The sequence below is a fragment of the Tunturiibacter gelidiferens genome (assembly GCF_013410115.1).
Classification (GTDB): Bacteria; Acidobacteriota; Terriglobia; order Terriglobales; family Acidobacteriaceae; genus Edaphobacter; species Edaphobacter gelidiferens.
On sequence record NZ_JACCCV010000002.1, the window covers coordinates 482,726 to 501,652 of the forward strand.

General features: G+C 58.4%; 15 protein-coding genes and 1 pseudogene. 6 read left to right on the forward strand and 10 right to left on the reverse strand.

Annotated features, from left to right (window positions below; translation table 11 throughout):
* Window positions 1–18 precede the first annotated feature (18 nt).
* Window positions 19–2,055 carry an ABC transporter ATP-binding protein gene (locus HDF12_RS14125; RefSeq protein ID WP_179584373.1) on the forward strand — a complete coding sequence of 679 codons (2,037 nt, stop codon included), beginning with the start codon at window positions 19–21 and terminating at the stop codon, window positions 2,053–2,055.
* On the opposite strand, the gene HDF12_RS14130 is transcribed toward HDF12_RS14125, so the two are convergent.
* Window positions 2,042–2,728, reverse strand: a complete 687-nt coding sequence (locus HDF12_RS14130) for a YdeI/OmpD-associated family protein (protein WP_179584375.1) — start codon at window positions 2,726–2,728, stop codon at window positions 2,042–2,044. The genes HDF12_RS14125 and HDF12_RS14130 overlap by 14 nt on opposite strands.
* Before the next feature lie 57 nt (window positions 2,729–2,785).
* Here HDF12_RS14130 and lpxB point away from each other — a divergent pair, with 57 nt between their 5' ends.
* Window positions 2,786–4,024, forward strand: a complete 1,239-nt coding sequence (gene lpxB, locus HDF12_RS14135; RefSeq protein WP_373563981.1) for a lipid-A-disaccharide synthase — start codon at window positions 2,786–2,788, stop codon at window positions 4,022–4,024.
* Between the two features lie 45 nt (window positions 4,025–4,069).
* Window positions 4,070–6,052 (forward strand): M1 family aminopeptidase, encoded by a 1,983-nt coding sequence (locus tag HDF12_RS14140; RefSeq protein WP_179584377.1) that lies wholly within the window; start codon window positions 4,070–4,072, stop codon window positions 6,050–6,052.
* Between the two features lie 132 nt (window positions 6,053–6,184).
* On the opposite strand, the pseudogene HDF12_RS22935 reads toward HDF12_RS14140, so the two are convergent.
* From HDF12_RS22935 to HDF12_RS14175, 7 genes and pseudogenes are all read right to left on the reverse strand, one after another.
* A pseudogene (locus tag HDF12_RS22935) lies at window positions 6,185–6,268 on the reverse strand (pentapeptide repeat-containing protein); the annotation flags it as partial.
* Between the two features lie 69 nt (window positions 6,269–6,337).
* Window positions 6,338–7,579: an ABC transporter permease gene (locus HDF12_RS14150; protein WP_179584379.1), complete on the reverse strand. Its 1,242-nt coding sequence runs from the start codon at window positions 7,577–7,579 to the stop codon at window positions 6,338–6,340.
* A gap of 4 nt (window positions 7,580–7,583) precedes the next feature.
* Complete coding sequence (locus tag HDF12_RS14155) at window positions 7,584–8,840, reverse strand: ABC transporter permease (protein WP_179584381.1); 1,257 nt, start codon at window positions 8,838–8,840, stop codon at window positions 7,584–7,586.
* 130 nt (window positions 8,841–8,970) lie between these two features.
* Window positions 8,971–9,570, reverse strand: coding sequence for a 3-hydroxyacyl-CoA dehydrogenase NAD-binding domain-containing protein (locus HDF12_RS14160; RefSeq protein WP_179584383.1), 600 nt, complete (start codon window positions 9,568–9,570; stop codon window positions 8,971–8,973).
* Window positions 9,567–9,752 carry a hypothetical protein gene (locus tag HDF12_RS14165; RefSeq protein ID WP_179584385.1) on the reverse strand — a complete coding sequence of 62 codons (186 nt, stop codon included), beginning with the start codon at window positions 9,750–9,752 and terminating at the stop codon, window positions 9,567–9,569. Before HDF12_RS14165 ends, HDF12_RS14160 begins: the two co-directional genes overlap by 4 nt.
* A gap of 37 nt (window positions 9,753–9,789) precedes the next feature.
* Entirely contained in the window at window positions 9,790–11,385 is a 1,596-nt protein-coding gene (gene malQ, locus HDF12_RS14170) for a 4-alpha-glucanotransferase (protein WP_179584387.1), read from the reverse strand.
* Window positions 11,386–11,542: 157 nt separating this feature from the next.
* Entirely contained in the window at window positions 11,543–13,516 is a 1,974-nt protein-coding gene (locus HDF12_RS14175; protein ID WP_179584389.1) for a peptidylprolyl isomerase, read from the reverse strand.
* 338 nt (window positions 13,517–13,854) lie between these two features.
* On the opposite strand from HDF12_RS14175, the gene HDF12_RS14180 reads away from it, so the two are divergent.
* Window positions 13,855–16,347, forward strand: coding sequence for an ABC transporter permease (locus HDF12_RS14180; protein ID WP_179584391.1), 2,493 nt, complete (start codon window positions 13,855–13,857; stop codon window positions 16,345–16,347).
* A 156-nt stretch (window positions 16,348–16,503) separates the two neighbouring features.
* Here HDF12_RS14180 and HDF12_RS14185 read toward each other — a convergent pair whose 3' ends face one another.
* Together HDF12_RS14185 and HDF12_RS22400 are read right to left on the reverse strand one after the other, a co-directional pair.
* On the reverse strand, window positions 16,504–16,893 hold the full coding sequence (locus HDF12_RS14185; RefSeq protein ID WP_179584393.1) for an FtsB family cell division protein: 390 nt from the start codon (window positions 16,891–16,893) through the stop codon (window positions 16,504–16,506).
* A 74-nt stretch (window positions 16,894–16,967) separates the two neighbouring features.
* Window positions 16,968–17,099: a hypothetical protein gene (locus HDF12_RS22400; protein WP_257025668.1), complete on the reverse strand. Its 132-nt coding sequence runs from the start codon at window positions 17,097–17,099 to the stop codon at window positions 16,968–16,970.
* A gap of 214 nt (window positions 17,100–17,313) precedes the next feature.
* Here HDF12_RS22400 and HDF12_RS14190 point away from each other — a divergent pair, with 214 nt between their 5' ends.
* On the forward strand, window positions 17,314–17,910 hold the full coding sequence (locus HDF12_RS14190; protein ID WP_179584395.1) for a biotin transporter BioY: 597 nt from the start codon (window positions 17,314–17,316) through the stop codon (window positions 17,908–17,910).
* Between the two features lie 95 nt (window positions 17,911–18,005).
* The gene (locus HDF12_RS14195; RefSeq protein WP_179584397.1) at window positions 18,006–18,860 is read left to right on the forward strand and encodes a menaquinone biosynthesis family protein; all 855 of its coding nucleotides are present in this window, start codon (window positions 18,006–18,008) and stop codon (window positions 18,858–18,860) included.
* The last annotated feature ends 67 nt before the right edge of the window (window positions 18,861–18,927 follow it).

Consider the following 18,927-nt stretch of genomic DNA (forward strand, 5'->3'; position numbering starts at 1 on the left):
CTAGAATAGAGATTGCAAATGGCCGACGAGCAGAAACCGAAGGATCCGAAGGAACAGCCCGCGAAAAAGCCGTCGCAAGACGATGAGGTCGCAGGCAAAGCCTACGACGCGCGCCTCATGCGACGCCTTCTGACATACCTCAAGCCCTACAAGCTACAGACCGGTCTCTCAGCTCTTACCATCTTTTTCAAGGCTTCGACGGATGTCATGGGACCATATCTGGTCAAGGTCGCCGTCGACACCTACATGACCGATACGCCGCCGGCGAAGCTCTCCTGGCTTGCGCGTCATCTGAGCTCGCGCCCCATGACCGGCATCACGCAGATCGGTTGCCTTTACCTCGGGGCGCTCCTTCTCACCTACGTGCTGGAGTTTGCGCAGACCTACATGATGCAGTGGACTGGCCAGAAGATCATGTTCGACCTTCGCAGCCAGATCTTCCGCCACCTGCAGCGCATGCAGCCCTCCTTCTTCGATCACAACCCCGTCGGCAAGCTCGTGACCCGCGTCACGTCGGACGTCGACGCACTCAACGAGATGTTCACCTCTGGCGTGCTCGCCATCTTTGAGGACATCTTCGTTCTTCTGTTCATTGTTCTCATCATGCTGCGGATGAGCTGGCCGCTCGCCTTGCTCGCGCTCTCGGTCATCCCGGCAATTCTCTACGTCACAAAAATCTTCCGCCGCCACGTTCGCGACAGCTACCGCCGCCAGCGAGCGGCAACGGCACGGATCAACTCCTTCACGCAGGAGTACGTCTCGGGCATGTCTATCGTGCAGCTCTTTAACCGCGAGCGCCGCGCCTTCAACGACTACTCCTCGGTCAACGCCGAGAACAAACAGGCTTGGACCGACGCCATCTTCGCCTACGCTGTTTACTACCCGGTCGTTGAGTTCCTTAGCTCGACCGCGATCGCGCTCGTAATCTGGCGCGGCGGCATCTCCGCGCTCCACTATCTCCAGGCAACGCAACTCCACGAACTGCAGCCTATTTTGCACGCTCTGCCAAAGGCTGGCAGCGTTGTGACTGTTGGCGTTCTCATCGCATTCATCCAGTACGCGCAGCGCTTCTTTCGGCCCATTCAGGATCTCAGCGAAAAGTACAACATACTGCAAGCGGCCATGGCAGCCAGCGAACGCGTCTTCAACCTGCTGGATACCCAGCCGACCATCATCTCGCCCGCCTCCCCAATCCTTGGTGATGACTCTGGCCGCGTCGAGTTCCGCAACGTCTGGTTCACCTACCAAAAACTTGATGAAGCACAATACACACGTGTAGCTGCAGCAACCGAAGATGAGCTCAACACCTTCGCCGACATTGAATGGATTCTTCGCGGCGTCAGCTTTACAGTCGAACCAGACGAAACCGCCGCCATCGTCGGCCACACCGGCGCTGGCAAGACAACTATCACAGGCCTCATGATGCGCTTCTATGACATTCAGCGCGGCAGCATCCTGGTCGATGGCGTCGACGTCCGCGAGCAAGACCTGAAGAAGCTCCGCCAGCGCTTCGGCGTCGTCCTGCAAGATCCATTTCTCTTCACCGGCACCATCGCCGACAACATCCGCCTCGGGTCTAAATGGATCACCGACGAACGCCTTGAGCTCGCCGCGGACGAGGTCAACATAGGCGACTTTATCCGATCGCTACCCTTGCAGTTTGCCGAACCAGTTCGCGAACGCGGCGCCACGCTCTCCACCGGCCAGAAGCAACTCATCAGCTTCGCCCGTGCCCTCGCCCATTCGCCCCGCATCCTCATCCTCGACGAGGCCACCTCCTCTGTCGATACCGACACCGAACTCCGGGTCCGCCTCGCCCTCTCCCGCATGATCACCGGACGCACCTCGATCCTCATCGCGCATCGTCTCTCCACGATTCAACGCGCCGACACCATCCTCGTCATGCACAAAGGCCAACTCCGCGAACGCGGTACCCATCAGCAGCTTCTCACCGAACGCGGCCTGTACTGGAAGCTCTACCAACTCCAGTACAGGGATCAGGAGCTTGGCTCAGGAAGCGACTCGATTCCCCTCGAGCCCCTCAGCGCCGACTGACGTCCGCTCGTCTCGCCGCCCTCAAACAGTCCTCCACCAGCTTCCTCGCACGCTTCTCCCGAGCCTCCGGACCCTGGTAGTAAAAGATCGCCAGCAGGCTGCTCATCCTCTGCGTCGGTGTCAATAGCTCCCACCCTCGACGCGCCATCGGCGCCCTGTGAAACGCCGCTTCCACCACAGGCGGTAGCACCTTCTCTCCCTCCATTGTCAGCAACATCCGCTCCGCCATCTGCTCCGCACGCCTCTGACGCGCCTCGGGACTTTTCACCGCATTTAGCCACTTGCCCACCTCGTACTGCATCGACTCACTCTGTTCCCTGTACCACTTCGCCAACCTCTTCTCTCGCTTCAACAGCTTCTCGAACTGGGCAGTTGCCACCGGCTCACGCTGCTCGAGATCCGGTTCGATCGCAATCTCCACCATTGCTCCGACCTTCGCGCATGCGGCCTTCTGCATCTTCTTGTTCACCAGAACGAAATGGCCGCCCCGCACCGCATCGCCAAACAAAGAAGTTCGAAAGATTTCAGCCCCAATCTCCACCTTCACCCGCAGCCGCACCATCTTCTTCCATGCCTTCTCAACGTCGAACGGCAGCCGCACGATCACCCACCCCAGCCCGTTGTTGGCCGGCTCCAGCACCGCCTGAAACCTCTTCGTTGCACTTAAAACCATGCGAATTCCTCCAGAAAAATCTACACTGGATCCATCACCACGAACCCCAATCCGACCATCTTTCTCTCTGCGGGCGAAGCCAGTGGCGACCACTATGGCGCCCAGATCCTCTCCGAACTTCGCAGCCGCCACTCGAGCCTCATCGGCTTCGGGCTCGGAGGCAAGGAGTTGGAAGACGCCGGCCTAGACCGCATCGTCCGCGCCGAGGATGTCGCCCACATGGGCATCACCGAGGTCATCCGGCACATTCCTTACATCTATGGGGAGTATCGCCGTCTCGTCGCCGTCATCAAAAAGCGCCGTCCCGACGTCGCCATCCTCATCGATTTTCCTGACGTCAACCTCCGCCTTGCACGCGAACTGAAAAAACTGGGCGTTCCGGTCGTTTACTTCGTAAGCCCGCAACTCTGGGCCTGGAAGCGTCGCCGCCTTCGTTGGGTCCAGCAGCGCGTCGATCGCATGATGGTTATCTTTCCGTTTGAAGAAAAGTTCTACCGAGCCCGGGGAGTCGACGCCACATTTGTCGGCCATCCCCTAGCTGAACTTCCCAGACCGACGGTCTCTCGCGGTGATTACGCTGCAGCCCATGGTCTCGACCCAGCCAAGCAGTGGATCGCACTCTTACCCGGCAGTCGCTGGAAAGAGATCACCGCCAATTTAGACGCAATGATCGAGTTGGCTCACCAACTCTCCTGCGGGTTCGAGTTCTTATTGCCCGTAGCTGCCACTATCGATCGCCAAAAACTTGAGGCCTATATCGCCGGCCCTGACGAGTGGTGGCCCGCGAAACCTGAGTCAGACCTGAAGCGCCTTCATCTTCATCTCGTGCCCGGCGCCCGCGAAGCTCTTCACCATGCCCGCGCCAGTGTTGTCGCCAGCGGCACAGCCACGGTCCAGGCGGCAGTCATAGGAAACCCCTTTGTCGTTGTCTACCGCGTCTCTCCCGTCACCTTTCGGCTGGCAAAACTTCTCATCCATTACCCCCCGGAGATCCCTTCACAGACAGACGCCGACGGTAACCTTCCCATCGCCATGGTCAATCTCATCGCTGGCCGCCGCATCGTGCCAGAATTCCTGCAGGACCGCTTTACTGCCAAAAACGTGGCCGCGGCCCTGGCACCCCTACTTGCCGAAACCACTGAGCGCCAACAGATGATCGCCGACCTCGCGGAAGTCCGCCACATCCTCCGTCCAGACTTGAATTCAAGCCCTATACAGCAGGTTTGCGATGCCGTCGAGGAACTTTTGTCTCGAAAAATGCCCGCTGGTGGCCCAAACGTAACTGCAAGCGTCTAATCAATCGATCGCTGTACCATGATGTTTTGAGGAATCTTAGCCCGCATGTCCGCCCTCTTCCGCATCCTTCGAACGACACCCATGAGGGTGCTCTCTCTCTGTCTTCTCGCGACTGCAGCCTGGGCTGCGCCGGTAAAGCCTCAACTGCAGATCACCGGCTACCTGATCAGCGCCGACCTTGACCCCTCCGTCAACCGCCTCAGCGCTACCGTCGAGGTCACCTTCACCGCCCTTGAAGACCTCACAACACCCACCTTCGAGCTGAACAACGGCCTCCAAATCACCAAGGTCACCGACGCCCAGGGCCATTCTCTCGAATCCGAGCGCCTTACCAACAACAGTACCGTTCGCTTCACGCTCTCAACGCCTCTCGCAAAGGGCGCAAGCACCACATATCACTTCGAATACTCCGGGACCCTCAAAGGCGCCGACACTAGCCCGGTCGAAGGCATCAAGCTTGCCTCCGTCGAAGATCCCATCAGCATTCTTCTCTATGCCGGCCGCTGGTTCCCCATGACGGGCCTCTTCACCAATCGCTTCACCGCCGAAATGCACATCCGGGTCCCTTCGGACGAGCGCGTCGTAGGCTCTGGCAGCGGGGTCGCCGCATCAAAGAGCCTCCCCGGCAACCGCACGGAACATACCTTTAAGTGGGCCAAACCCGGCTTCCCCGGCACCATCATCGCGGGAAAGTTCCTTGAGCCCATAACCGCGGGCAACATGCGCGTCTATGTTACCGAAAAACACAAAGACCACGCCCACGACTTCGCCAGCTTGGGCGAGCGCGAATATCTCTTCATGTCCGGCACCTTCGGCCAACCCGAATCCACTCGCATGAACCTGGTCGAACTACCCGACGATGCCGTCTCCGCCGCCTGGGCCCCAGAGATAGCCGCCATCGCCGGCAACCGCATCGCTGCCCGCAACGAGCAGCGCCTGCTCTCCAATACCCTCGCCCACCAGTGGTGGGGCAGTCAGGTCTCACCCGCGACGATGAACGATGCTTGGATCACCAACGGCATGTCTCGCTACGCCGAACTGATGTACCTCGAGGACTCTTCCGGTAAAAACGCATTCCAGTCCGCCATCACTGATGTCTCTGCCGGCGCCCTGGCATATGACACCGAACCACTCACAACCATCGGTCGCCTCGACCCCTTCTCCCCGCAGTTCCAGTCCATGACTCTTGAAAAAGGCGCCATGGTCTTTCACATGCTTCGCTGGGAGATGGGCGACGAGGTCTTCACCAAATTTCTCCGTACTATTCTTTCGCAGTACACCGACAAATCGGTCCACACCTCCAACGTTCAGACCATAGCCGAAAAGGAATCCAGCCTCCAGCTTGAGTCCTTCTTCGCCCAGTGGCTCGACGGAACCGGTGCCCCAGCCTTCGCCGACAAATACTCTGTCTTCCGCCTCGGAGACAACAAGGGCTTCCGCACCATAGGAGCCATCACTCAGGACCTCGACCTATTCCGCATGCCGATCGAGCTCCGCATCGAAACCGACGGTAAAACGGAGATTCGCCGGGTCGACGTCTCCGGCTCCGACTCGCAATATTCCATCGAAACGTTCGGACGCCCCCGCCGCATCAGCATTGACCCTGACAACTGGTTGCTAAAAAGCACTCCGGATCTTGCCGTCCGCGTCGCCGTCCTCCGTGGTCAAGAGCAAGTCGCGCAGGGCGACCTCACAGCCGCACTCATCGAATATCAAAAGGCTCTCGACACCAACAAAAACAGCTCGCTCGCCGCTTACCGCATAGGCGAAATATTCTTCATGCAGCGCAACTACCAGTCCGCCGCCAACAGCTTCCGCGACGCACTCCGCGGCGACGGCGATCCCAAATGGGTCGAGGTCTGGAGCCACATCGAGCTGGCCCGCATCTTCGACTGCACCGGCCAGCGGGACCGTGCCGTCAACGAGTATCGTCTCGCAGTACAGAGCAACGACAACACCCAGGGCGCCGTCAACGAAGCACGCGCCTCCATGCAAGCTCCCTACAAATGTCAGCGTGGTGAAAACTAGCTACGCAATTCGTATGCCCAAAAACCGAGCGAATAACAGCGTCTGCGATGCATCGACCACCGCGCCCTTAATATCCTCTGCGTACAACTGGATTCCATCCACTACTGACCCTCGAAGATGCGCGTCGACAAGCTAGCTTTTACTCATCTCGACGTTCCGAAGATTACATCTGCGAAATCGAGCTCCCGAGAGATCCGTTCCGTAGAAATCCGCGTCCTCGAAGTTGCAGGAATTGAGAGATTCTTGTCGACGAAAACGAGGCCCACTCGCTGAAAAGTCTCTCCTCTACTCGTACCTGAGCGCCTCAATCGGATCCAAAGCAGCTGCCTTCATCGCCGGAATCATCCCACTGATCGTTCCCACGATGATGAGAATTATCGTCGCCACCAAAACTGTGTTTGGAGAAATCAGCAGATGGATATCTCCAGCTTCCGCATTCGATGCAAGCGCACTATAGAACGTAATCCGCCCTACACTCTTTGCGACCGCATATGCCAGCGCAATGCCACCCACCCCGCCGACACCCGAAATCACGAGTGCTTCAGCCAGAAATTGCATCAGAATGTGTCGCTTCCTTGCTCCCAGTGCTTTCTCCACACCGATCTCTCGCGTTCTCTGCTGTACACTCACCAGCATGATGTTCATCAGACCTATTCCCGCGATCCCCAGTGTGAGCGCGCCGATAAAGGAAAGCAGCACCTGCAACCCCAGCGAAATAATTCGAAACTGCGTCAACTGCTCCATGATGTTCGCCACAAACACAGCGCGCCGGTCGCTCGGCCTGTAGCCATGTGCTATCGCAAGTGTCTTGCGCAGCGCCTCCTCAACCATCTTGGGGTCGCCCTTGTAGTCCAGCCAAATGCCGTCGAGATATTTGGTGTCCTTGATATCGCTCATCGTCGTCAGCGGCACGTTCACCTGACGGTTAATGTCGCTGTCATCGCCCTCCTGCATCTTCGGCGTCATCACCCCAACCACTTCAAAGCTCACACCATTTAGCCGGATCTTCTCGCCAATCGGGTATAGCCCCGAAAATAGCTTTGTCTTAGCCTCCGAGCCGATTACCGTAACGTGCGCCCTTTGCTGCACATCGGCTTCAGTGATCGGACGCCCCGCGGCTAGATCGAGCCTCTGAATCGACTGCAGCTCCGGCGTAATTCCGGTCACATCCCAGCTGAAGCTATGCAAATCGTTCTGCACAGGCACGGTTTTGTCCACTGTTGGGGCGACGCGCATCACCCCTGGCACCGTCTCCTGAATTCTCTCCACATCTTCCTGCGTGAGCCGAACCTGCACTCCCGCTTTCGAGCCGCCCGCCTGCTCGCTGGTCCGTCCTGGAAACACACCGATCATGTTCGTACCAAACTGAGCAAAGATATTCTCGAACGCCTGCCCAAACCCGGCACCGTAAGCCAGCAGCAACACCACCGTTGCGATGCCCCACGCCATGCCCACAATCGTGATCGTCGTCCGTCGACGATTGTGTTTCATCGCCTCTATAGCCTGCCCCAGAATGTCACTCAGCATGGTCTTATTCCTTTCGCAGTGCTTCAACAGGAGCGAGCATTGCTGCCTGTCTCGCCGGATACAGTCCAGCCACGATGCCACACAAGGTCAACGTCCCCATCGCCATCGCAGCCGACCAAGGCACCAATCGCGGCGGATCGAACCCCATATCATTATTTCCGACCACCGAACCGAGCGCCGCCATCAGAGCCGCGGCACCGATAATTCCAATCAGCCCACTCAGCGCCGTCAGCGTCAACCCCTCAAGAAAAAACTGGAAGAGAATGCTTCTATTCGTCGCGCCTAACGCCTTCCGCAGGCCAATCTCCTTCGTCCGCTCCGTCACCGTCACCAGCATGATATTGATAATTCCAACCGCTCCCAATGCAAGCGTCACGATGCCGACCCCACCCAGAAACACATCCATCGCGGTAAAGATCAACCCTACCATGCGGTTCGATTTGATTGTGTCCCACTCCTCAAAACCCTCTTTGCGAGCAGGATCGAAGCCGTGTCGCGTTGCGATGATCTTGTGGACCTCAGACTTTGCCGTCTCGTTCAACTCTTCAGTCAGTGGCTGGTATTGAATTTGAGAGATCGAGTCTTGCGGGATATTGTCTCCAGTTATCGGAAAGAACTCCTGCATCGTCGTTAGCGGAATGTAGATTCTCTGATTGGGCCCATCGTTGTTGCCGCGCCCTACTTTCTTTGCTACTCCGATCACTTGAAACCGATAGCCATTCAGTGTGATCACGGCGCCCAACGGAGGACGTCCCGGAAACAGGAGCCCAACCATTCTCTGTCCCAGCACAACTACCTGGCGTCGCTCAGTCAGATCCTGCTGATTCAAAAATCGTCCCTGCGCGATGGGCAGATTCGCGATCTGCGGATAGTTCAGTTCAACCCCCAACACCTGTCCGCCCGCACTCGAAAAATCACTTACCTGCTTCAGATCGCTGCGATTGATGATCGAGGTCACATTCCGAACGTCCGGGGCCTGTGCGCGAATCGCCGCCGCGTCGCTCATCGTCAGCTTGTACGGCCGCATCCCCACATGCTGCTCCGGCAGCACCGGAATTGTTCCACCCCACATCATGATTACATCAGTGCCAAGCTCGGCGAGCCCTCTGCGCTGCCCCGAACGAAATCCCTCACCCAGCCCAATCAGCAGCAACAGTGAGGCCACCCCCCACGCGATTCCAAACATCGTCAGAAACGACCGCAGCTTGTTGGCACCAATCGACCGGAATACCTGAGCGAAGATATTGATTAGAGCGCGCATAGCGTTGGTTGGACGAAAACTCCCCGTAGTTGTCTACGCAGAGTTGCGCAAACCAGTTCCCTTTCAGCAATGAATTAACATTGGCAATCTTCGCTCACACAGAAAGGGTTAACTGCAACAGAAGAGCAACCTACAGCGCTGCCGGAAGGACATTCTTAATCAGTGCAGGCTCGTCGGGATCCGCCTCCGCCTGTACCGCAAGTCCAAGCGTACAGAGAAACCGACGGACAGTCTCTACAATTGGCTTCAGCGCAGCCGCTGGATACAACACGCGTACCGCCGGAGCTACTACCGCATCACCTCGAACAAGATTGCCCCGCACTGCAACGCACCGTTCTGGCCTATAAACACAGGACGCCAGATCTGTAATACTCAGCGCATAGCTCGGCGTACACAAAATCGTCTTCGGCGGAGCCATCCGGTCGATCATGCTGAAGATCTCAAGCTTCGACTCCAGCTCATCGGGTACAAAGTCCACCGCGATATCGGCTGTGCGCACGGCATCTTCAACAGTCGAGGCCAACTCCAAACTTCCCGCAACAACGCGTTTGCTTAGGTCTGCGTACGCCGCCTCAGCCCGCCACAGATTGGCCGGCATGACATCTTCCAGCACAACATCGAACCCAGCGGCGGAACAGGCCAATGCGAAGCTGCGGCCAGCCACACCGGCCCCGATGATCGCAACCCTGCGAATCTCGAGCGGCGGCTGGTCCGCAGCCTCCTTCATCATTTCTTGCTCGCGACTGCCGTGATCACGGACTCGTAGCTAGGCTCGGCTCCCCTGATATGGTCGGACACGCGCTGGCGTTCCTCCTCTGTCAGCGACGGCAGCACCGCGAGAATGCGGCGCAGCGTTACCGAAATGTCATCAACATAGTTCATGGTGCGGATTGCTTCGCCAGAGAGAGGCATGCTTTGGTGCTCCTGAGAATTAAGATACCCTCCCAGTCTAAACGTTCGCGCCCAGCTCTGCCCGTTTCGACCCCTCTTCCACCGGCTTTCCCGCCTCAATCCCCTCCGTTGGCTTCTCCCATCCATCGCGATCGGTCATCGCCATCAACTCCGCCAGTTGAGTCGCAAAATCCGAATGCACCGCCTTCAGGCCATACCGCCAGCTCCAGTTCCCCGCGCCAGCTGAAGGCGTATTCATCCTGGCTTCGCTGCCCAGGTGCAACACATCCTGCATGGGAAATACACAAAGATTCGCCACCGATCGAGCGGCCGCACGAATCATCGCCCAAACAATGTCTTCGTCGTGATCGATCTTTTGAAGATAGGTTTGCACGTTGGTACGCTCGACACCGCTCACATCATCCCGCCACCAGCCCAGCGTCGTGTTATTGTCATGCGTCCCGGTGTACACCACCGTATTTGGGACATACCGGTGGGGCAGATAGAGATGCGCCCCACGATCCGAGAACCCGAACTGTAGAATTCGCATACCCGGCATGCCAAAGTGCTCCCGCAGCTCGTCCACCTCGGGCGTAATGAGCCCAAGATCCTCGGCGACAAACGGTAGATCGCCAAACACCTCTTTCAGACGCTGAAACAGCTCATGCCCCGGAGCCTTGACCCACTGCCCATTGATTGCCGTCTCTTCCTCTGCGGGGATCGACCAGAACGCCTCGAACCCGCGAAAGTGGTCCAGCCGAATCACGTCATATAGTGTCAGCGATCGCCGAATTCGTGCCACCCACCAGTCGAATCCGCGCTCCTTCAGCAGACCCCACTTGTAAAGTGGATTTCCCCACCGCTGTCCGGTCACGGAAAAGTAGTCCGGCGGAACCCCCGACACCCGAACCGGCCTCAGTTCCTCATCCAGCTCGAACATCTCAGGATGCGTCCACACATCGGCACTGTCGTAGTTCACGAAGATTGCAACATCGCCCATGATACGAATCTTGCGTTCCGCACAATACCCCCGCAGACCGCACCACTGCTCATTGAAGAAAAACTGAACGACCTGTTCGATCGCGAGCTCGCGGGCGTGATCGTTCATCAACTTGCTCAATGCATCGCCGTTACGCCGCGCGTACTCCGCAGGCCACTCATGCCAGCTCCCGTACTCATGCATGCGCCGTAGTACGTTGAACATAGCGTAGTCCTGCAGCCACGAGCTATTGTGTTCGCAGAATCTCTGAAACTTCGCGCGTCTCTCATCCGGGGCATGATCCAGAAAATTACCAGCAGCCTCTTCAATCAGTGGCAGCTTCAGTCGGAACGCCGCGTCAAAGTCCGCAGGCCCATCATGCCCCGGCAACCCCACGATCCGCTCCCCGGCAATCCACCCGTCATGCACCAGCATCTCCAGGCTTATCAGCAGCGGATTCCCCGCAAACGCCGACAGTGCCGAATACGGAGAACTCCCGTATCCCGTCGGACTCAACGGCAACACCTGCCACATCCTCTGCTTCGCCGCCGCCAGAAAATCTACAAATGCGTACGCAGCCGGCCCAAAGTCCCCTATCCCACCGTACGAAGGCAGCGACGTCACATGCAGCAAAACTCCCGACAAACGTTCCTGATTGCTCACGTCCCCACTCATCCAGCCCCCTCTTACAACTCCAACTTATGATGCCAGAAACCGATAAGTCGGCGTCATGCAACAGTCTCCCCATGTGGCAACAGTGATAACGGCACAAAACACGAAGACGCCCGAGGGGCTCACTCGGGCGTCTGTCTCTCTTTGTTTCAGCGTGCAGCTAGTTTCCGGCTGGCAACCCCGGCTCCGCTTGCCTCTTCGAGAGCCGGACCGCGCCGCCCTTCTCGTACTTCTGGGTCAGCTCGCCGATGTACACACGGAAGATCTCCTCGCGCTGATCGTTGAGCAGCTTGTCCTTGGTTGCATTGAAGTTCTTCGCGATGTCGTCGGCAGTAGGCTCTTGCTTGTCGATCACACTGAGCACAACCCCAACCCGGCCTGCGTTGATCGGCCCCGAGATAGCTCCCTTCGGCAGCGAGAAAGCTACCGAACCTGCACCGCTCATCGCGCCAAGATCCGGTACCTGACCATCCTTGCCGACGAGATCGCTCGTCTTGAGTGGAACGTTCATCTCTGCCGCGGCCTTCTTCAGATCGTTCAGCACCTTCGCCCGTTCGTCCAGTTTGTTCAACTGGGCACTCAACAACTGAGGCACCTGCTGTTCGCGATAGTCCTCAAGAATGTGCGATTTGTAATCCGCAAACTCCGGGGCATGCGCGGGCTTCACATCGGTTACCTGGAATACCGCGAAGCCATCGCCTGTAGCAACCGGAGCGGGATCCGCACCCTTAACCACGGAGAACGCCTGCGTCAGCAACGCCGAACCATCAGCCAGCCCAGCGATGACCCCATCTTTGGCAACATAATCAGTCGTCACCGCGTGCAGTCCCTTGGACGCAGCTGCCTTCTCCAAGCCATTTTTCTTCGCATCCGCGGCCAGCGCCGAAGCAAATGTCTGCTCTGCTGCACCTGCCCTCTGCTGCTCGAGCACCGGCACGATCTCCGGCTTTACTTCGTCCAGCGGACGGAGATGCGCCGTCTTCTTTTCCTCCACTTGCAGGATGTGATAGCCGAACTGCGTCTTAATCAGGTCCGAGGTCTGTCCCGGTGCGAGTGTGAATGCAGCCTTATCAAACTCCGGTACCGTCTTACCGCGATCCAGCCATCCCAGTTCGCCGCCCTGCGTCTTGCTACCTGGGTCGTCCGAATTCTTGCTCGCGAGATCCGCGAAGTTTCCGCCGCTCTTGATCTGCTTTAGAATATCTTCGGCCTTCGCCTTTGCAGCGGCATCTGTCTTCGCATCCGAGCCGGCAGGGACGGCGATCAGGATATGGCGAACCTTCACCTGTTCCTTTACCTGGTATTGGTCCTTATGCGCGGTGTAGTAAGCCAACACGTCCGCATCCGAGATCTGCGGCTTACCGCCAGGGAGATTCGAGGTGTCGAACGAAACATACTCAATCTTCCGCGTCTCAGGAACTGCGTTCGCATAACGCGCCGCGTTTGTCTTGAAGAATGCCTGCAACTCCGAGTCCGACGGGTTGATCGTCTTACGCACATCATCCGACGAGATCACAGCGTAGTCGAACTTCACTTTGGTCCCATCGACTTTGTAGGCTTCGCGCACTGCGTTATCCGAGACCGAAACTCCTCCCGTGATCAGCGCCTGGAGGCGGTTCAGCTCCATATCGCTCTTCACCTGCGACTCAAAATCGCCACGAGTGGTCTGGAAGGCGCTCTGTACGAAGTTGATGTAGGCGTCATCGCCAATGTATTGGCCGTTGGGAAAGAGATACTGAGCAAACGGTCCTGTCTGCAGTTCGCGGCGGAGATCTTCGTCGCTCACCTGCAGGTTCATCCTGTCCGCCTCATGCTTCAAAATCGCGCGCTGCACCAGGATCTGCCCCGCTCGCGGCAAGAAGTACGGTAGCAACGCATCAGGAAAATGCTGTTGCTGCAGCTGCCGGCTCGCCAGCTGATTTACTTCGACGGTCTTGATCGGCGTGCTCTCCCCAAAGACACGCCCGAAGACGCCAGGCTGTTTGACAGTCGCGTAGACAGACGCGTCGTTGGTCGTGGCGTTGTCAAAGATGCCGGGCACCAGCGTAATCACCATCGTGATCACGGCAAATCCAATAATGACGGCGAAGATAATCTTCGTGATGCGGTTGTCCTGCTGCAGAATACGAATCATGCTTGACTAAAACCTTCACTTCGCGCGAGAGCCGTTTCCTCCTCGGAAATGGCTGCGTGCCCGGGATTTTGCGTGACCTTGCGGGGAGGTCTGTCGACCAACGCCACGCCGGTTGCAGGGCAAGCGACAAGTATAAATCACTGGCCTTTGGAATTCATCTCCCCGCTCTTCCGTCCCCGGCTGTCCATCCATGGACAATCATTCCGCTGATGGACACCGGTACATCGCGAAAGCGACCCATAACCCTATGAAATCCAAAGAAAACGGCCACCTCGCATGCATCCTCTGTGGCAAGACAATTGCTAAGTTCCTCATAACTATCTCTCTGAGGATCCCGCATGCGCTCCTTCTTTCAAGATCTGAAGATCGCCGTCCGTCACCTAGCGAAGTCACCCGGATTCGCCGCCACCGCTATTCTGATGCTTGCTTTAGCCATCGGTGCGACCACCGCCATCTTCTCTCTCGTCGAAGGAGTCCTCCTGCGGCCGCTTCCCTTTCCCGAGCCCAACCGACTAGTCGTCCTCTCGGACATCCTCAAGGGCCTGGACGTCGGCGGTAACGGCGAGGCCGGCGTCACTGCTCCCGACATTCGCAACTACTCCCGTGACACTCACAGCTTCACCAGCCTCGGCGGCTACCAGTCCACCAGTTACGAGCTCTCCGGCGCAGGCGAACCCGCCAATGTCAACGCAGCACGGATGAGCGGCGGGGTCTTTCCGGCACTCGCTGTTCAGCCACTCCTCGGTCGCTTCTTCACTGGACAGGAGGACGAGCAGCGACAACAGGTCATGGTGCTAAGCTACGCCACCTGGCAGAGCCGGTTTCAGGGCGATCCCAACATCCTCGGGCGCAAGGTCCTGCTCGACCGTAAGCCTTACCTCGTCATAGGCGTTATGCCCCGCAACTTCGAATTCCCCCTCGTTCCCGGCCACCTCAATCGTAGCGAACTGTGGGTTCCCATCAGCTTCGAACCGCAAGAGCTCGGAACTGGCGCAGCATCATGGAACTTTCAGATGGTGGGCCGCCTCAAGCCAGGCGTCACCGCAACTCAGGCCGTCGAGGATGCGAACCGGGTCGCTAAGGAGACCATGCGGAACTATCCCGCCTTCATGGAGGGATTCAGCATCACCCCAATCGTCAGGCCGCTCGACGAAGAGACCGTCGAAGAGGCGCGGCCTCTCATCCGAACCCTCTTTCTCGCTGTCACCGTCGTTCTATTGATTGCCTGCGCGAACCTCGCCGGTCTTCTTCTGGTGCGCTCCATTCGGCGGCGCCGGGAGATTGCCGTCCGTCTCGCACTTGGCGCTTCGTCTTCCACGCTGCTTTGGCAGGCCATTCTCGAAAGTCTTGTTCTCAGCATATCCGGAGGCATCATAGGACTCCTGCTCGCTGCGATTGCACTGCGCATCGGCATTCAGGCGCTACCGGAGACACTGCCACGCATTGATGAGATCGGCCTCGACTGGCCGGTCGTCGCCTTTGCGCTTGGGCTTGCGGTGGTCACCGGCGTTCTTTGCGGCCTTGCCCCAGCCTTCGCAGCCATCCGCACCAGCGTCAACGACACCCTCAAAGAAGGAGGCCGAACCGGCACCTCCGGCGGCGGCCACGCCAGGTTGCGGTCAGCTCTCGTCATCTCCGAGATCGCCGTCGCCCTCGTTCTGTTGGCGGCATCTGGGCTGCTGCTCCGCAGCTTCGAGAAGATGCGTCAGGTCGACCTCGGATTTCAGCCCGACCACACCCTCGTCGCCAACTACAGCCTCCCAAGGAAACAATACGGAACCCAGACTGCAGTCGATGAATTCGATCGCAAGCTACTCAGTCGTTTACGGTCTCTCCCCGGAGTCAAGAGTGTCGGCCTTACCACGTTCCTCCCAGCCTCCGGCAACAACTCCAGCAGCGCCTTTGTGGCAGAGGGACACATCCTACCGGCCAACGCCGCAGGTCTCGATCTAGGAACTTCGATCGCGGTGGACGGAGACTACTTCAGCGCGATGGGCATTTCTTTGCTCCACGGTCGTCTGTTCACCTCCGACGACGACGCCACCAGACAGCCGATCGTTATCGTCAACCACATGCTGGCCCAGCAGTCCTGGCCCAATCAAAATCCGATCGGAAAACGTTTCCGCCTCGGGACAGAGACGATGAAGACACCGTGGGCCACGGTAGTAGGCGAAGTCGCGGACGTGAAGGAGAACTCACCCGACCTACCCCTGAAGCAGCAGTACTACATGCCGGTCGAGCAGCAAGAGGAAATGATCGGATCACTTGCCTCGCCCACCGACCTCAACGGCAACGGCGGTTACATTGCTCTGCGCACGTCCATGGCGCCCGAGCAAATGGAGAACCTACTGCGCTCCACGGTGCACTCTATCGACCCGCAGCTTCCCCTCACCCAGGTCCAGAGCATGGAGCACGCCATCTCGGACTCTGAAGCTCCCCGCCGCTTCAACACTGCGTTGATCTCATCCTTCGCCGCTATCGCCGTCCTGCTGGCCGTGCTCGGCATATACAGTGTCATCGCGTTCTCGGTCGCCCTGCGGGTTCAGGAGATGGCCATTCGCATGGCGCTTGGCTCACAACGCGCGGGCATCGTCCGCCTAGTTGTCACCTCGGGAGCCAGACTTGCACTCTTAGGTTGCGCGATTGGCCTAGCAGGAGCCCTCGCCGCCTCCCGTTTGCTGCGCTCCTTCCTCTTCGGGGTCAGTGCCTTTGATCCTCTCGTACTGACCCTCGCGACACTTTCGCTTCTGCTGCTCGCACTGGGTGCTTCCCTGCTACCGGCCCGTCGCGCAGCATCCGTTGATCTAACCCAGGCGCTCCGGTCCGAGTAGTCAACGGGCGTTGCCTTGCCTCGCCTCTCGGGATGGAAATTCAAGCGAAAAGGGAGTGACAAAAAAATACGGCACATCTAGCGTGGTCAGGTAGGCGGAAACGCGATATATGGAGCGGCGCACTCAAGCAAAATATCGAGCGGCGAGACGAATCAGCTACTGCTTCGCAACACCGGCAGGGCCCGATCCAGCCGGAGCGGGCATATACACGATCACCTCACCCGGTCGCGTGTAATGCAGCTCTTCGCGCGCTTGATGTTCAATCGCGTTCGGATCACTCTGCAGCCTGCCGACGTGCCCCTTCAACAGGTCATTCTCCCGTTGTAGAGTACGCAGCTGGCCGTCCAGGCTCTGCGCATCATTGCGTTTCTGCTGATAAACCGTCAGCCCATTCTGCCCAAAGATAACGTGGTAACCCATCGCCACCGCGAGCACTGCAGCCGCGCCCGTAGCGACCTTCCTCCAACCGACACGGCCCTGCTCATACAAACGGACGATTGCACTCGACCGCTTCGCACTCGTGCCTGTTGTCTTTAAACGAGCCATCTCAAATTCCAGTACAAACTTCACCCCCTTCACCGTCAAGTGGAAAACCCGATTCCAGCTGGCACGTACCTACTTCATACCGTCTCGCCACGAATACTCCCCGAAACCGCAAGCCTGTCCGGCTGCCAAAGCGGAAACCGAAAAACTGCACGAAGCGCAGGTCCCTTGTTATCCTTCTTGTAGAGCATGCCGACTTTCTTTGCCATCTCGACCCACCATTTCTCTACTCGCAACCAACCAGCGTCACGGTCTTTCCTCCGCAACGGGCTTACAATCGAGGAACCAACGTCGCCTCTCGCTAAAGCCTTCATACCGTCTCAAGCCTATATAACATCCACACCAGACGTTCCATCTAAAAGTCGACACCGCCGACCCAGCATCGAAACGTCAACAAAGCACCAGCGCGAAAGGACCTCAAGCATGCAATCCGCCACCTCCTCTCAACTCGGTCTCGCCCACCGCTCCGGATCGCTTCAGGAGTCCCTCTCCGGCAAAGTCATGCTCACCGTCGCAGCCAGCGCCTTCGTCGGCATCTGCGCCCACATCTCTCTGCCGCTTCCCTTCACGCCCGTGCCGCTCACGTTGCAGAACTTCGCCGTCATCCTCGTCGGCATGCTGCTCGGCCCGGTCGTCGGCTTCTCCGCGATGGTCCTCTATCTTGCTGAAGGAGCTATGGGCCTCCCCGTCTTCACGCCCCACAGTGTCGGCGGCATCGCGCACCTGCTCGGCCCCAACGCGGGCTACCTCTTCTCCTACCCTGTGGCCGCAGCGACTGCCGGTTGGAGCGTTCGTGCCATGCAGCGCATCACCTCCCGGTTCCGAGCCGGCCTCGTAGCCGCCACAATCGCCAGCGCACCAATCTTCCTCCTCGGAGCAGGCTGGCTCTCGCATCTCCTCCACACCAACGCAGCAGCCACATGGACCATGGCCATCGCTCCGTTCCTCCCCGGTGAAGTCGTCAAGATCACCACCGCCGCCGGCATCTTCAGTTCACTCCAACGCTGGCGTCAGTCCTAACCAAGCAACCCGACCGCAAGCATCCAACCTCAGCGCAGGGCCACTCTACTCCCCCTGCGCATCACACAGGTATCACGAAGTCCGAAGGAAGCATCATGACCACCGCAACCACCGCAATCCAGGAAATCAGCATCGCCCACAGCCCCGACTCCGACGACGCCTTCATGTTCTACGGCCTCGCCACCAACAAGGTCCGAGTCCCCGGCTTCAAGTTCACCCACACTCTCACCGATATCGAGACCCTTAATCATCGCGCAATCGACGAAGCTTTCTACGACGTCACCGCCATCTCCTTCCACGCCTACCCTTACCTGCAGGACAATTACACCCTCATGTCCTGCGGCGGCAGCGTCGGCGAAGGATACGGCCCCATGATCGTCGCGCCGCGCAAGCTCTCTCTCGACGACATCAAGAAGACTCGGATCGCCGTTCCCGGCACTCTCACCACCGCCTACCTCACCCTCAAGCTGTTCGCCCCTGATGTCGAAACCGTCACAGTTCCTTTCGACAAAATCATTCCCGCCGTCGTTGCGGGCGAGTTCGACGCTGGCCTTATCATTCACGAAGGCCAACTCACCTACGCCAACGATGGCCTCATCAAGCTCCTCGATCTAGGCCAGTGGTGGCGCGAACAGACCGGCCTACCTCTGCCGCTCGGTGGCAACGCCATCCGACGCTCCCTCGGCGCCGAAACCCTTCTTACCACCACGAACGCCCTGCGCGACAGCATCCAACATGCCCTCGACAACCGCGAAGAGGCCCTGACCTACGCGATGCAGTTCGCCCGCGACCTCGACCCCACCCTCGCCAACCGCTTCGTCGGCATGTACGTCAATGAGCGCACTCTCAACTACGGCGAAGACGGCAAAGAAGCTATTCGCAAGCTGCTCGCTATGGGCTACGAGCGCGGCATCATCCCCCATCGCGCCAACGTAGATTTCGTCGGGTAGCCTAAGGTTTGTAGCCCCTCGAGTACTAATCGCGGCAAAAATACTTTCGTCCAACTCACAGCTTGCA